This is a genomic window from Streptomyces sp. B15, from assembly GCF_018070605.1.
GTDB lineage: Bacteria > Actinomycetota > Actinomycetes > Streptomycetales > Streptomycetaceae > Streptomyces > Streptomyces smyrnaeus.
This window is the reverse complement of record NZ_JAGPXJ010000055.1, coordinates 36,081-50,388: the sequence shown is the minus strand read 5'-3', so window position 1 is coordinate 50,388 and position 14,308 is coordinate 36,081. Positions and strand designations below refer to the sequence as shown.

14 protein-coding genes and 1 pseudogene are annotated in these 14,308 nt (G+C 69.4%); 3 read left to right on the top strand and 12 right to left on the bottom strand.

What is annotated here, in order from left to right; genetic code table 11:
• Positions 1-498: 498 nt before the first annotated feature.
• From KBY19_RS23250 to KBY19_RS23230, 5 genes are all read right to left on the bottom strand, one after another.
• Positions 499-816, bottom strand: coding sequence for a hypothetical protein (locus KBY19_RS23250; protein WP_210966621.1), 318 nt, complete (start codon positions 814-816; stop codon positions 499-501).
• A gap of 309 nt (positions 817-1,125) precedes the next feature.
• Positions 1,126-1,350 carry a hypothetical protein gene (locus KBY19_RS23245; RefSeq protein ID WP_210966620.1) on the bottom strand — a complete coding sequence of 75 codons (225 nt, stop codon included), beginning with the start codon at positions 1,348-1,350 and terminating at the stop codon, positions 1,126-1,128.
• A gap of 457 nt (positions 1,351-1,807) precedes the next feature.
• Positions 1,808-1,996: a hypothetical protein gene (locus KBY19_RS23240; protein ID WP_099887060.1), complete on the bottom strand. Its 189-nt coding sequence runs from the start codon at positions 1,994-1,996 to the stop codon at positions 1,808-1,810.
• A gap of 1,730 nt (positions 1,997-3,726) precedes the next feature.
• Positions 3,727-3,978 carry a hypothetical protein gene (locus KBY19_RS23235; protein WP_210966619.1) on the bottom strand — a complete coding sequence of 84 codons (252 nt, stop codon included), beginning with the start codon at positions 3,976-3,978 and terminating at the stop codon, positions 3,727-3,729.
• 138 nt (positions 3,979-4,116) lie between these two features.
• The gene (locus KBY19_RS23230) at positions 4,117-4,881 is read right to left on the bottom strand and encodes an SDR family oxidoreductase (protein ID WP_210966618.1); all 765 of its coding nucleotides are present in this window, start codon (positions 4,879-4,881) and stop codon (positions 4,117-4,119) included.
• Between the two features lie 52 nt (positions 4,882-4,933).
• Between KBY19_RS23230 and KBY19_RS23225 the strand changes: the two genes are divergently transcribed.
• Positions 4,934-5,566, top strand: a complete 633-nt coding sequence (locus KBY19_RS23225; RefSeq protein WP_210966617.1) for a TetR/AcrR family transcriptional regulator — start codon at positions 4,934-4,936, stop codon at positions 5,564-5,566.
• 801 nt (positions 5,567-6,367) lie between these two features.
• Here the strand turns inward: KBY19_RS23225 and KBY19_RS23220 are convergent.
• From KBY19_RS23220 to KBY19_RS37570, 7 genes and pseudogenes are all read right to left on the bottom strand, one after another.
• Positions 6,368-6,781 carry a cytidine deaminase gene (locus tag KBY19_RS23220; protein WP_210966616.1) on the bottom strand — a complete coding sequence of 138 codons (414 nt, stop codon included), beginning with the start codon at positions 6,779-6,781 and terminating at the stop codon, positions 6,368-6,370.
• Positions 6,782-6,801: 20 nt separating this feature from the next.
• Positions 6,802-7,430: pseudogene (locus KBY19_RS37575) on the bottom strand (transposase); the annotation flags it as partial.
• 201 nt (positions 7,431-7,631) lie between these two features.
• Positions 7,632-8,942, bottom strand: coding sequence for a serine/threonine-protein kinase (locus tag KBY19_RS23210; RefSeq protein ID WP_210966615.1), 1,311 nt, complete (start codon positions 8,940-8,942; stop codon positions 7,632-7,634).
• 178 nt (positions 8,943-9,120) lie between these two features.
• Positions 9,121-9,378 carry a hypothetical protein gene (locus KBY19_RS23205; protein ID WP_210966614.1) on the bottom strand — a complete coding sequence of 86 codons (258 nt, stop codon included), beginning with the start codon at positions 9,376-9,378 and terminating at the stop codon, positions 9,121-9,123.
• Complete coding sequence (locus tag KBY19_RS36790; protein ID WP_247691319.1) at positions 9,269-9,838, bottom strand: DUF6233 domain-containing protein; 570 nt, start codon at positions 9,836-9,838, stop codon at positions 9,269-9,271. Before KBY19_RS36790 ends, KBY19_RS23205 begins: the two co-directional genes overlap by 110 nt.
• 1,305 nt (positions 9,839-11,143) lie before the next feature.
• Positions 11,144-11,401 carry a hypothetical protein gene (locus tag KBY19_RS23200; protein WP_210966613.1) on the bottom strand — a complete coding sequence of 86 codons (258 nt, stop codon included), beginning with the start codon at positions 11,399-11,401 and terminating at the stop codon, positions 11,144-11,146.
• An 880-nt stretch (positions 11,402-12,281) separates the two neighbouring features.
• Positions 12,282-13,100, bottom strand: a complete 819-nt coding sequence (locus KBY19_RS37570) for a helix-turn-helix transcriptional regulator (protein ID WP_210966612.1) — start codon at positions 13,098-13,100, stop codon at positions 12,282-12,284.
• Between the two features lie 185 nt (positions 13,101-13,285).
• Here KBY19_RS37570 and KBY19_RS23190 point away from each other — a divergent pair, with 185 nt between their 5' ends.
• A complete protein-coding gene (locus tag KBY19_RS23190; RefSeq protein ID WP_210966611.1) occupies positions 13,286-13,648 on the top strand; it encodes a VOC family protein in 363 nt (120 codons plus the stop codon).
• A 26-nt stretch (positions 13,649-13,674) separates the two neighbouring features.
• Positions 13,675-14,091: an SRPBCC family protein gene (locus KBY19_RS23185; protein ID WP_210966610.1), complete on the top strand. Its 417-nt coding sequence runs from the start codon at positions 13,675-13,677 to the stop codon at positions 14,089-14,091.
• Positions 14,092-14,308 lie beyond the last annotated feature (217 nt).

The window sequence follows — 14,308 nt, the reverse complement described above, 5'->3', positions numbered from 1 at the left end:
GGTCTGCTCCGCAGACACGACGCGCCGCCGCTACGCGGCGGAAAGACCGCCACCCCTTCGGGGCGGCCCGTCCCCTCCGGGGCCGGGGCTGCTGGCCTCCGGCCGGAGCCAACCGGGCCTGCTGGCCTGTTTCTTTCCCTGTACTGCGGTGCGGCGGACGCGCGCCCCCTCCGGGGTCGCACGAAGCGTGCTACAGGGAGGGGGTGGGCCTGTCAGTCGGCTCCCAGTATGCATATGAGGGTGGGTTTTGGGGATCGGAAACACTCCCCCGCACCGTCCGAAAGTATCCCCTGACCTGAACTCAGGTATGCACAATGGGGTGCCAATTGGAGTCGCAGAGCACTGCCCGTGCGCGAACACCGCACCAAACCGGCAGCGATAAAACCGCAGAAACGTCGGCAGCCAAACCGCAAAAACGTCAGCACTATCTCAACACTGAAAAGCGACAACACTCACTGACACTCACGCGGCCAACCACTGCCAAAACAACGCGGCCCATCACTCTCTGGCCCGGAAATGAGGGAGAGCCAGCAGGCTGATCACCGTGGCTGCGGCGAAGAGGGTGCCGGCCACGAGGAACGGTGGTTGAAGACCGAGCGCACTGGCGAGCCAGCCGCCCAGCAGAGCCCCGAGGGCCAGCCCGGAGGAGGACAGCAGACGGGCAACGCGGTGCAACGTGCCCAGCGATGGCACATTCTCCAGCGAGTCATCTTTTGTCATCTGCCGGTGCAGGGCTGCGACGTTCCCGCCCAGCTGGGCCAGCCGGTTCCACTGGTGGTCATTCAGCGTGAACCCGCCCGCCCGCGCCTCGGACAACCACCGTCACACTGTCCGCGGTTTCACGCCCGCGGCCTCGGCCATCACCCGCACATGCAACGACGAGACCGACCCCTGTCCCTGGTCCACTTCCAGTAACCGACGGACCACCACACCCCGTGACAGCCGCTCTGCCTCCCTCATACACGCCGGCACACCCAGCCCCCAGGACCGCGTGCACAGGAATGAGCAATCCCATGACAGCCACCAGCGCGAGAAGAAACGACGGCCTACCAGGCCGACACCCCGTCACCCCCGGCTGACACCCAACCCGCCGCCACCACACCACCCGCTCACACCTTCCCCGTCTCATTTCAGGGAATTGGTGAGGCGGGGGCTGTAGAGGGCCCGGCCGCCGGGTCCGAACTGGCCGATTTCGGTGATCAGGGCCGCGCCGTCGGCCAGCTCTTCGTCACCGCATCCGGTGACGTCGAGCGGTCCGCCGACCATTTCGCGGTAGACGTGACCAGGGCGGGCGTAGGGGTGTCGGTCGTCGTGACCGCTGCAATAGACCCGCCGGCGCGGAACGCCCATGCCAAGCAGCCTCCCACCCAACACTGACACCGCCGCAGAGCCTCCAGGACGCTGCGGCGGGGCAGTGTTGGGTGAGAATCTGGCGGTGACTGACCGCCGCCCGCTGGGCACCGGACCGACCCGAACCGACATAGCCCGTCCGGCAGATGCTGTGCAGCGTTCTCCGCTCGCTGCTGAACGCCTCCACCGCCAGGACGTCCCGGAGCTGCCCGCTACCGCTTTGCCCGGCGCGGCGGGCGGGCGGCGGCGGCTGGGTGTCCGTCGCCCCGACGAAGCCCCGGCGTCCGTTCCAGCCCCCGCCCCCGTCCCTGTGGCAGGCGCTCCGGAGGGGTAGTCGGGCTCCCGGCCGCCACTCACCAGGCGCTGCGACCTGTACGGGAGGCCGGGCTGCACAGCCGTGCGGGGACCCTGCTGTGTGCCCTGCACTGTGCCCGGCGTGGTGAGCTGTGTGCGGCGGTCAATGGGCACCTGTGGCGACGGTGACGGCGACGTTGGCCGTCGTCGCCAGGAGCGTCGCTCCGCCCAGAGCGACCGTCAGCGGCGCCACGAGGGCGGGGTGGCGGTGGACGGCGTAGCCGAGGACGGTGATGGCCAGGACGCCGAGTACGGCCAGCAGCAGAGCATTCATCAGGATGAGCGCGAACATGGGCTTCCCCCTCGGGATCGTGTGGACAGCCGAGGGAGTGTGAGTGGTCCCCGGCCCTGGTGTCGCGGGCAGCGGCCCGGACAGGAGGCGTCAGGATCAGGGGTCGAGGGGTAAGCCCCGCAACCCTGGCCTGGGCAGGGGGTTTTGCCGCTGGCGTGGGGAGCGCAGGGTGGGGAGGTGCGGTGGGGGCAGGGTGCGCGCCGTTCGGTTCCGCAGTGGAGGGCTCGCCGGGCAGGCCGCCGATAGATTGAGAGCCGTGTGATCACGAGCAGTAGGGGGTGGAGATGGCCGGAGAGTCCTGGGTATCGGGGGAATGAGGACAGGCCCGCGGCGCAGGCGCCCTCGGTGCCGGCACCGGCGGCTGTGCCGCCGCCACCGAGGCAGCCGCCACCGTCTGCGGTGCCTGCGTTGGTGGCGTGGCTGCGGGTGCCCCGGCCCGGGGCGGAGCCGGGGATTTGGTGGTGCGGTCATGTGCCGCCCAAACCTGGAAGCGTAGACGGCACTCCAACTCGGCAACTCGTGGCCGGAGCGCTCGCCTCGGGCCTGATTTGCTGGGTTTTTGTGGCCAGGCTGTGGAACAACTGCTTGGGGAAGTGGTGGCTGTGACCGTATGTGGCGATCAGGCCGGATTCCATGCGAGGGGAAATGTCCTGGGTCGTCGGCTCATGGATCTACGCCCTCGGGATTGTCGCCGCGATCCTCGTGTTCTTTTTCCGGCTGGGGCGCTGGCCCGAATTGCTGCGGTGGATCTGGCACCGGATGACCCAACCGGTACAGCCGCCCGGGGCGCCGCCCATTCCGCTGCAGCAGCCAACGCCCCCTCCCGAGACGGACGCTGTGCAGTGGCCGCAGCTGCGCGCCGAGGGCGCCGAGGGGCGCTGCGGACCGGCTCCGGGATGAGCTGCTCGCCGGAATGCTGGGGGACGTCGACCGGGCGCGGCTCCTGCGTGCGTGGCAGGTGGCGCGGCTCCAGCGGCGTCAGGAGGCTTTCGTGCGGGAGGTGCTGGCTGAGGGAGCGGCAGCGTGCCCGCATGGGTCCTGGCAGCGTGATGTGCCCGGCTGGGTGGCCCTGCACGGCCTGGTGGTGCGGCAGGTGCGGATCGGGCAGGCGGATACGACCGAGCGCAGCCCGCACGCGTACCGGGGAGCTGGCATCGTACTGGATCCTGGGGTGCTGGGCACCTCGGTCCTGGCGGTCGGCCTGCCCGGATCCGGGAAGACCGCACGGATCGTGCGGCCGGTGGTTGAATCGCTGTGTGTGCAGGCCCTGTCGGGGCAGGCCGCGGTCGTCTACCTGACGTCGGGTGGCGCCCACCGCCCGTCCGACGACGCTTTCGACGTGATCGTGCGCGTCGGTGACCCGGACTCGGCGTACGGGCTGGACCTGTACGGCGGGGTCACCGACCTCGACGAGGCCGCGGCCATGCTCGCCGAGGCGCTGGTGGGCGGTCTGACGGCCACGGCGAGTGGCCGGGGACAGTCGTGCTGGCGCAGCTCATCGGCCCGTTCCAGGCCGTGCACGGCCGCTTCCCCGATGTGCCCGAGCTGCGGGACCCAGCGAGGAGACTGTGGCCGAGCTGGAGGCCAAGGGCGGGCGCGCCGGCACGTGGGTGCGGGAGGTCGATGCCTACCGGCGGCAGGCACGCACAGGTCAGCTCATCTCTTTGTTGGAGGACCGTGTGGCGCTGCTGGGCCGGCCCATCTTCGAGGGGTTCTTCACCGCCCCTGGTTCAGTTCCGGGAGCGCACCGGCCCTTCAGCGTCCGGGCGCTGGACCGGCTGGTGCGCGCACGGATCGACCTGCCGGAGCGCGGGCACGTCGATGCCTCCCGGATCCTGGCGCGGCTGCTCGTGGCGCAGTTCACCGTGTGCGCGGTGGCGCGCGGTGACCAGTCGCTGTTGGCCGGTCTGGTGCTGGACGACGTCGTGCAGACGGTCACCTCGCAGGCGCTGCGCGGGCTCCAGCGGCTGCGGTCGGCGCATGCGGGGGTGCCTGCTGACCTTGCGCGGCCTGGACAGGTGGCCCGCCGAATGCGTGCCTGCGTGGGTTCTGTGGCCGGATGCCACGAAGCCGGAACGCTACGGGAGCGGCACGGCGCATCGCCGCTCCGCCTTCGTTGGTCAGATGCGTGGGCCGAGGAACAGGCCACCGCTCGCGTCGATGGTCTGGCCGGTGATCCAGCGGGCGGCGTCGGAGGCGAGGAAGGCGACCACGTCGGCTACGTCGTCGGGTTCGCCCAGCCGGTTGAGTGCCGTCATGCCGGATATCTGTTCGGTGAGGCCCGGCGTGTCGAAGGCAACTCCGTTGGTCGCCGTCCTGGTGGCCCCAGGGGCGACCGCGTTCACTGTGATCCCTTGGGGGCCGAGTTGGACGGCGATGGTTTTGGTCATCGTCTCGATCGCGCCCTTCGTCATGGCGAAAGATGTCTGGGTCGAGTTGGCCATCCGGGTCGCCACCGACGAGACCGAGACGATCCGGGCGCCCTGGCTCAACAGAGGCAGCGCCCGCTCGGTGATGAAGTACGGCGCTCGCACGTTCACCGCGAACAAGTGGTCGAACTCTGCCCGGGTCGTCACGCCGAGCGGGCCGGCCGGTGCGGCCGCCGCATTGTTGACGAGGATGTCGAGCGGCCGACCGGCCAGGGCGGCCTCCACGCCGGTGAACAGCGTCTCGACGTCGCCGTCCACGCCCAGTTCGGCTCGGATGGAGAAGGCGGTCCCACCGGCGCGTTCCATCGCGTCGACCGTGGCAGCCGCCCCGTTCTCATCCGTGCCGAAGTGCACGATGACCGTGGCCCCTTCGGTCGCGAGCCGAATGGCGATTGCCTGCCCGATGCCGCGCGACGCGCCCGTCACCAAAGCCGTTCTTCCCGTCAGATCGCTCATGTCTTCACCCCATCTAAGTGTTAGTCACTAACGTGATGGTAGTGTCTAGCACATGAGTGAGCGGCAACCAACCCTGCGGGAACGACGGCGATCCGAGACACGGCGCCTGGTCCAGGCGCATGCAGTACGGCTGTTCACCGACCACGGCTACGACGCGGTGACGGTGGCCGACGTCGCCGAGGCCGCCGGCGTCTCGGCAATGACCGTGTACCGGCACTTTCCCACCAAGGAAGACCTCGTCCTCATCGACCAGCCCGCCCAGCTCATCACCGAGCAGGTCGCCGCGTCCTCCGCGATGCACCCCCTGGTGCGCCGCGTCGGCGGCGCACTCATCGACGCGGCCACCGCCCTGACGGGCGGCAACGGGGACGAACCGGGGGCGAACGAGCAGTTCCTGCTGGACTGCCTCCGGCTCATGGTCTCGACGCCCGCGCTGCGGGCCCGGCACCTGGACAGCCAGTACGCGCTGCAACAGGCCATCGTCGACGCCCTCGGGGATGACGCGACCGATCCCGACGCCGCGTTCCGGGCCCAGGCGGCGACCAGCGCCTGCATGGCCGCGATGCACACGGCGCTGACGCGTTGGGCCGAAGACGACGGACACACCAAGCTGCCCGACCTGATCGCACAGGCGCTCGCCGCGTCCTTCGGAGATGACGCCGTCGCCACCCACCGGGACGACTGAGGCGCCACGGACCAGGAACTGTCATCCCTCTTGACCATCGAACACAGCGCGGTGCCGGTGCCTCCCGAAGCACTCAACAATCGCTGTCGACACTCGTGAACAAAGCCACCCGATCCTGAGGCGGCGGGACGTCAGGCCGACCGGCACCAGGCCCCGCGACGTGATGCCGTACACCATGCGACGCGGGACCCACACGGCACGGCACGGAGCGCGGAGCGGGGCGAGGAGCGGGGCGAGGAGCGGGGCGAGGGCAGACAGCGACGTGGTGACGCGCGGCGGACTGCCACGGCGTCCCCCACGTCCGACCAAGGGCCGACACGTCCCCCACGTCGAACTCGCCCCCCGGGGCCGGCGCCGTTGCACCGCCTTGCCGTACCGCCCCGGCCGTCGGGACGGCACGGCCCAGGGAGCGGCCACCAACTCGGCACCGGCCCCCGCCCTCCCACCTTCCCGCCCTTTCTGCCGCACGGTTCAAGGAAAGGAGTGTCGTAATGGGGAGTAGCCGGGCTCCGCCCCAGCGCCTACCACGCTGCCCGACCTCGGCCCATGCGCCCCGGCCACGGACCGTGACATGCCCTGCCGTATGCCTCGCTGTGTACCCTGCCCCGCCCCCTTGCCCAACCCCCTGCCCCGGCCCTGCCCGCAGTACACGCCACGCACAAAAGCCAATCCAGGCAATGAGCCGCCAGAGCAGGACACGAGCCGCGACCCCAACTCCCAGCGAACTACGGGCTACTGCCGCATCAGGCGATGTTTGCCCTGTTGTCGGTCGGCGGTGCCAACGTGTGCTGAGTAGCGCGGCTACTCGGCGTCGAGTTGGTGGTCGGCCCAGACGTAGCTTTCGGGCAGCAGGTCAGTGATGGGGACGGTTCGGATGTGATCGTCTTCGCCGACGATGACATTGAGGGCTGGGAAGTAGTCGAGGAGAACCTGGCGACACCGGCCGCATGGGGGAACAACTCCTCGGTCGCGGTCGCCCACTGCGACGATCGTGTTGAGCTCGTAGGCGCCCTGGGCGGCTGCCGCGCCGATGAGGACCAGCTCGGCGCAGGGGCCTCCCGTGAAATGGTAGGCGTTCACGGCGGTGACGATTCGGCCGTCCTGGGCGCGGGCCGCGGCTGCCATGGTGTGGTTGTCGCCCCGGCAGCGAGTGCGAGCAACGTGTGCCGCGGCCTGGATGAGTTCGTGGTCGACGGGGTGGGTCTGCGTGGTCATTTCTCTGCCTTCGTCAGGTGTCACGTGACGTTGACCCGAGTGACGTGGGAGCGCAAGCAATTATCGGCGGTGTGCCTGTTCCGCCAGATGAGGTAGCGGCGGATCATGCTGCCCTGTTCCTTGTGGCTGACGTGGTTTGGTGCCGTCGAGTGTGAAGTAGCGCAGGGCGGTGAACTGGGCTTCGATGCGGTTGAGCCAGGAGCTGTTGGTCGGGGTGTAGGCGATCTCGACGTTGTTCGCGGTGGCCCAGGTGCCGACCCGCTGGCACTTCTTCGTGGTCAGGAGCGGGGAGAAGTTGTCACAGACGACCGCGATACGGACCTCGGGCGGTTGAGGGTTCGCAGGTAGCGGCAGAACTCCAGGAACTGGGTGCGCTTCTTGACCGGCTTGATATGGCCGTAGACCTTGTCCTTGGCCAGGTCCAGTGCGGCGAACAGGTGCCGTGCTCCGCCGTAGCGGTTGTAGGTCGCCCGCCGCTTGCGGCGTGGTTCCCGGTCGGGATCCTTGTGCCTGCCGCCACGCTCGGCCCACCGCCGGCCCGGGTGGGGTATCAGGTTCAGCGGTCCGAACTCGTCCATGCAGAAGACGACTTCGGGCTCGCCCGCCTCGGGTAGACCTCGCCGTCGGCGATCGCGTAGAGCTGCTCAAGTTCGAGGTCATCAACCCATCCGAAGCGGGCCGCACTCTTCGCGGAGGGGACTCCGACCGAGCAGCCGTAACCCGCCAGCGAGGCCGAGGGAGGCGCGCCCTTGCGGCACGTTCGGCGCACCGCTCTCCCGGCCCCCTTTGCCACCCGCCAGCGTGCTGGCCAGCCGCTGACAGCCGTCTGGTCCACACCGCCAATGCGAGGCTAGCGCGGCTGGTGGCGTCGCTGCCTCCTGCCCTGCCAGGTCAGTGCGGCCGCGAGGAGAACAGCGATGGTGAGCGCGGTCAGCGAGGCCGTCGCGGCGTCGTCTTGCTGTGCGATCGCATCCGCCGCTTGGAGCGTCTTCGCGGCGCCGTGGACGGCGAAGCCGGCGGCGAAGCAGCCGAAGCCGAAGCCGGCGGCCTGTGCGAGAAGGGTAACGGCCCTGCCGACAGCCGTCGGCAGGAACTGGGCCAGGCTCGCGCACAGCAGCCCGCTGGCGAAGACGTCGAACACGGCGATGACCACCCGGCTGTCGTGCTCGACTCGTCCCCATGTGGGACCGGCATCCGGGAGGCCCGCGACACCGAATGCGGTGATCAGTGCCATGGTGACCGCAATTGCCCGGTACTCCCTGCTTGTTGTGGGTATCGGCGCGGGAAGGCTCCTGGTGTCGTGCTGTATGTGGACCCGCGGCCGGATCCGGACCCGAGTGGGCTGCTCCCCACGGACGATGGCCAGCGCCTCGGCGACCGTCGGCCGCGCGTCCGGGTCCTTGTCCAACAGTCGGGTGATGAGCTGGGTGAGCCGCCCGGCCCGTTGCGGCGCCGGGGCCTCCTCCAGCAAAACCGCCGCCAGCGTTGCATCGCGGGTGGCGCGGTGAAATGGCGAGACTCCCTCGATAGCCTGGTAGAGCGTCACACCGAGGGAGAACAGATCACTGGCGGGGAGCCCGTCCGTGCCGCGCAGGCGCTCGGGGGCTGTGTACTCCGCCGAGCCGACGAGCATCCCCGTGGCGGTCAGCACGGTGTCCGTGTCGTGGACCGCGATGCCGAAATCAGTGAGCAGCGTCTTCCCGTCTCCGGCGAGCATGACGTTGCCCGGCTTGATGTCTCGGTGCACGACGCCTTCCTCATGTGCAGCGCCGATCGCCGTCAGCAGCGAGACGGCGACGTCGGCGGCCCGGTCCACCGACAGCGGGCCGATCTGCTCGATGTGCTCGCCCAGGGAACGGCCGTCAATCAACTCCATGACGATCCAGGGCAGATCATCCTCCACGAGCACGTCGTGGATCGTGACGATGCCCTCATGTCTGCGCAACCGGGCAGCGTTGCGGGCCTCGCGTGTGGTACGCGCGAGTCGGTCCGCGTGGTCGGCCTCGGACATCCCCGGCACCAGTCGCAGTTCCTTGATCGCCACATCGACGCCCAGGGTCTCGTCGTGGGCGCGCCAGACTCGCCCGAACCCTCCAGCCCCCAGCTCGGCGGCAAGCCGGTAGCGCCCGCCGATCACGTCACCGGCTTGCCTCGTCGTCATGAACACCCGCCTGCCTTGCCGAGTACGCCAATTGGGTCAAGCCGGAGACTAACTGTTGCGGGTCATGAGGTTGTAGACGCTGGGGCTGGTATGTGAGGCCAAGACTTTGCAGAAGCCTTCGGGGGGGTGCCATCACTGGGCAAGACCCGGGTCAGCCTCCTCGCTAGACACCCGGTGGTCAGGCGTCCTGCTGCCCTGCTGCGGCCATGACTCGTGCGGTGCGGCGCTGGTCGTCCTCGCACAGGGTCCGGCCGATCTGCACCTCGAAGCGACCGGACTGGCGGACGGTACGAGCCATCCCACCGCGTGCGGTGCAGGCCAGGCGGTCACGTCCAGGAGCAGCCCCGTCCAACGGCCCGCCCACCAGCTCCCAGTAGGAACGGCCGGAGTGGGGCATCAGCGTCTGCAGCAGGAAAGAGGAGAAAACCGCTGCCACAAGATTGGCAACACCCGGGCAACATTGCCGGGCCGCTCCAGCCCACAGGCAGGTCGGTCCAGGACGTGCGTTGGTCCGGGCGGCAGATGTCGCACAGGCGGTCCGGGGGCAGTGCGGCCAGGATCCGGCGGGCTTCATCCGTGGTGACCAGCTGGCGGCGCCAGCCGCCGCGGGCCTGCCCGCAGGAGCGGTGGTGCAGCTGCCACCACGGGCCGCCCCCGTGCACGCCCGAGGACCGAATGGCCAGCCACTGGCGGCCGGCCACCGCGCCCTCGCTCGGCACCTGCTCGTAGGACTCGCCCGGGATGGGCGCGATGTGCTCCGCAGCGACGCTGATGGCCACCAGGACGCCCCCGGGCGGGGCGTGGCCGTTCCGGTCGGGGCGGGCCGGGAGGATCGCCTGGCACTCGTACCACCAGCAGCCGTCCCTGGCACGGGTCCGGGAGACGACCACGAACATCCAGCTCCTGGCCGTCAGGCATCCACGCCCGCGCCCACGACCCCACACCCTGCCCCGACCCACCCATATCCGAATTCCAGTTCGAACGGGCAGGTGGGGCCTCAGGAAGCCCGGCGCTTCACCTGGCGTCAGGGGCAGTCGCCTTCCCGGTCCTGGGGCGGCGGGGCGTCAGGCCGACCGGCACCAGGTCCCGCGACGTGGTGCCGTACGCGGTGCGACGCGGTGCCCACGTGGCCCAGGCGGCGCGGCGCGGGGCGCGGGCAGGCAGCGACGTGGTGACGCGGGACCGGCTGCCACGTCCGGCCAGGGCTGACACGTCGCCCACGTCGATACTCGACCCCCGACTGGGCGGGGGCCGTGCGCCGCGTCGCCGTGCCGCCCCGGGCCGTCGGGGCGGCACGGCCCGGGGCCGGCCACCAGTTCGCCAACACGGCGCACCGGCCCCCGCCCTCCCGCCTTCCCGCCTTCCCGCCTTCCTGCCTTCCTGCCTTTTCTGCCGCGCGGTCGAGGAGAGGAGTGCCGTGATGGGGAGTAGTCGGGCTCCGTGCTGGCACTTACCACGCTGCCCGGCCTGGGCGGATGCCGTCCGGCCACGGACGGTGACCTGCCCTGCCCTTTGCCCTGCCGTGTGCCTGGCTGTGTGCCCTGCCCTGTGCCCTGCCCTGTGCCCTGCCCAGCCCCCTGCCCTGTGCCCTGCCCTGTGCCCTGCCCTGTGCCCTGTCCAGCCCCCTGCCCGGCCCTGTCCGCGGTACAGGCCGCGGGCAAGAGCAGCTGCTATGACAGCCACCAGCACGAGAAGAACATCACCGGCTCACAGCCCAGCAAGCCGTCGTTCCTGATGACACCCAACCCGCCGCCACCACACCCCCAACCCACACGCGCACCGCGTCCGATCCGAGCACGGCGACGGAACTCTGCCTGAGCGCCGTCCCCCACATCGCGCTCGCCGTCACCCTGGACTGACCCAGATCAGCACTGCTCGGTGCCGTACGTCTTGGTCGATGGCCCAGGCCCGCGAACGGCCGACCACCGGTAGGCAGCCCCGCGAACGGGGAGCGCCGTCCTGGCGTTGCAGCCGCCCGCACGGCCTCCCAGTCGATGTCGGCGCGCTTCCCAGGAGGGCTTGGAGGTCACCGAGGCGGTAGAGGGGCACGGTAGGGGCTTCCCGGCGGCGCTGCCACCGGCTGAGGGTGTAGCGCACGGGTCAGAACAACACCGACGACGTCAACCCGACGCTGTTCATCCAGCTGGCCGGAGCACGTCGCGCGCTCCAGCCACCGGGCGGTTCCCTTCGTCAGGTGCGGCTCACTTCATCAGGTCGAGGTGCCACTGACCGCTCTCGTCGCTCCAGCACGCGTAACCCTTGTACTGAGGATTCGCACCCTGTGTGAGCAGCTTGCCCCAGTAGTGGCAACCATTGGGCCCGTTGACCTTGTAGGTCGCGTCCGGAATGCCGTCACCCGGCGTGCCCGGACCGTCGGCCAGGGCGGATCCTGCGGACATGCCGGAGAAGGCGGCGACACCAGCGATGACGATGGCCATCTTCGTAAGCTTCTTACGCATCTTGCTCCCTGCATACTGTGGACAGTCGTACGGCAGGTTCGATGGCGGACCCGGCGCAGAAGTTCACAATGCCGGGGGAAATATTTACGTCTCAGACGGATCCAGCAGCCGGTGCGGCTTCAACGTCACATGAGTACCGGGGACCTGGTGGGATGAGAGGCCATCACCTGGCAGGGGCGGCACCTGAGGCGGGCGCTGGAGCTTTGGGCCGAGCGCTGTGCACGCGCCGCCGCTGCGTGCAGCGAACTTCCCCTGGAGACAGCGTCGTGCTACCGGTAATGGTTGTGGTGCTGCCGCTTGCAGCACCACGCGGGGGCCCGGCGGGCTCGGAGAGCGTGACTCCGTGCCGGAGTCTTGCCAGGGCGGGTGGCACAACTCTGTCAGCCCGGCCACAAAGATTCTCCCGTCTCCAGCACCACCGAGAACGCGGTCGTCGGCGCCGTGACGGGTCCGATCGCCATGCCGCACACGCTGCTGCTGGGATGCTGGGACCTGACCGGGCGACTGCGCCTGGTCGCCCACACAACTCCCCTGTCCCCGTCGCTGAGGCAGCAGATCGACGGGGTTCCTCGGGCCGGCCGCGCCGGATCACCCTGGCGCAATGTCACCATCTCCGCGGGCTGGGGAACGCGGAAGCCGCTGCAGCACCGATGCATCGACCCCAGGGTGGCGGTCGAGTTCGAGGGCGACGCCGGGCGGGACTCCGGCAGGTTCCGGCATCCGGTGCGGGTGCGGCGTCTGGCCCCGACCTGCCTCCCGGCGAGCTGCCGCAGTTCTGAGCAAGGTCCACGGTGTCGACGGTCAAGTGATTCCCCACACTCGACGGCTTGTGCGTCACGTAATTCCCCCGGGGGAAGACGTTGCCCAGTAACGGAGAACGTCAAGAAGCCTCAGGGGCGAGCAGGTGTCGCAGTGCCGTCGGTGTGCGGCCCAGGTACTGACGCATAGCCCTGCACAGGTGTGCCTGGTCGGCGAAGCCGAGGTCTGCGGCGAGCGCGCCGAGGCTGTTCTCTCCCTCCTCCAGGCGGTCGAGGGCGCGGCCGATGCGCACGCGATTGCGGTAGCGGGTCACTGACACCCCCAGTTCGCGGCTGAAGGACCGGCTCAGGCGGTAGGGCGAGACCCCCAGCATTTCGGCGAGCGGGAGCAAGCCGGCCGAGGCCGGTTGGCCTTCGGTGATTGCCTGGCGGGCCGCCGCGACAAGAGCCGCTTCGTTTCCAGAGGCTTGCGTGCCGAGCGGGGTTCGCCCGGAGACGACCTGGCCAACGGTGGTGGCGAGCAGGCCCAGCAATTCCTCCGTCAGCGCATAGTCCACGTCCCCGGTCCGGGCGGCCGCCAGGAGCCGGCGATGGGTGAGGTCGAGTCGGGCATCGACATAAACGCCCTGTGCGGCCAGGCGCGCGACGTCACCTGCCATGACGCGCCAGAGCGCCGGCGTCAGGCTGATTGAGGTGCAGTCGTCGCCTCCGGCAGGGTGGGCGAAGTGCTCCTCCTCACCCGGCACGCCGACATAGGCCATCGTCGAATCGACGTCGGCGTCGACTCCGGCTGCGCGCCTGCGGAATCGGCCACGGCGCACGAGCACTACCCGGTAGTCCTCCCGTACTTCGGGCTGCGACCAGCGCGCATGGCCGTCCTGGCATGCCACAGCCGTGATGCTGAAGTCGGGTCGGGTGGCGAGAGCGGTGGCGGCGAGCACCCTTGAACGCTACGCCGAGGCTCTGACAATCACCCCCGCAAGGATGTTCAAGACGGGGACCCACTGCCGCGAGCAGGCTGGTCGACGTGCCGGCCCGGCCGCCCGGCCCAGTGCACCAAGACCGCGTCATCGGTACGGGCAGGGCCCGTTACACCTCACCAACACCCATACGAAGGGTTCCTCGCATGCCCGCTCTCGAGGAGTTCACCGCGGTCGTCATCGACTGCACCGATCCGACCATGCTCGCCGGGTTCTACAGGAAGGCCACCGGCTGGGAGGTCACCTACAGCGACCAGGACTTCGCCTCCCTGGGCAACGGCGGTCGAATGCAGATCGCCTTCGTGCGCATCGATGGCTACCAGGCGACAGGGTGGCCCGACGCACGCAAGCACGCGCACCTCGACCTCACCGTCACCGACCTGGAGAGCGCCGTCAAGGAGCTGCTCGCTCTCGGAGCAGCGAAGCCCGAGTTCCAGCCCGACGAGGGCAAGTGGGTGGTGCTCACCGACCCCGAAGGGCACCCCTTTTACCTCACAACCGGCGACTGACAACCCACCAGACAGGGAGACCACACATGGCTCACATCCACAAGGAATTTCTGGTCGAGAGCGCCCCCGACGACGTCTGGGCGGCGGTCCGCGATGTCGGCGAGATACACCGGCGCCTGGCACCCGGCTTGGTCACAGACACACATCTCAAGGCGGATACCAGGGTCGTGACCTTCGCGAACGGCGTCGTGGTGCATGAGCTTCTCGTCGACATCGACGACGAAGCCCGCCGGGTCGCTTATGCGGTGGTCGGCGGTTCACTGGCGCCGAGGCATCATCACGCGTCGATGCAGGTCTTCGCCCACGGCGAGGAACACAGTCGGTTCGTCTGGATCACCGATGTGACGCCGTACGATCTCGCGGGGCCTATCGCCGAAATGGTCGACCAGGGGGCACTCGTCATGAAGCGAACGCTGGAGACCTCGGCCACGCAGGAAAACTGAACCGAGCGCCATGAAGTGCGGCGCGGCTCCGGCAGGGGCAGGCCTGCTCCCGACGGAGCCGCGTCCGGGGATCCCCATGGGGAAGCTCGTGGACCTCTCCCTGGGGTGAGGTGGGTCAAAGTGCGTGAATGGTTGATGCCCCCCGATTGGGCAGCTCGTGCTCGCTCGCGCGTCTTGAGGCCACGCGTCGGCGGCGCCGCTCAGAGGCTGCACACGA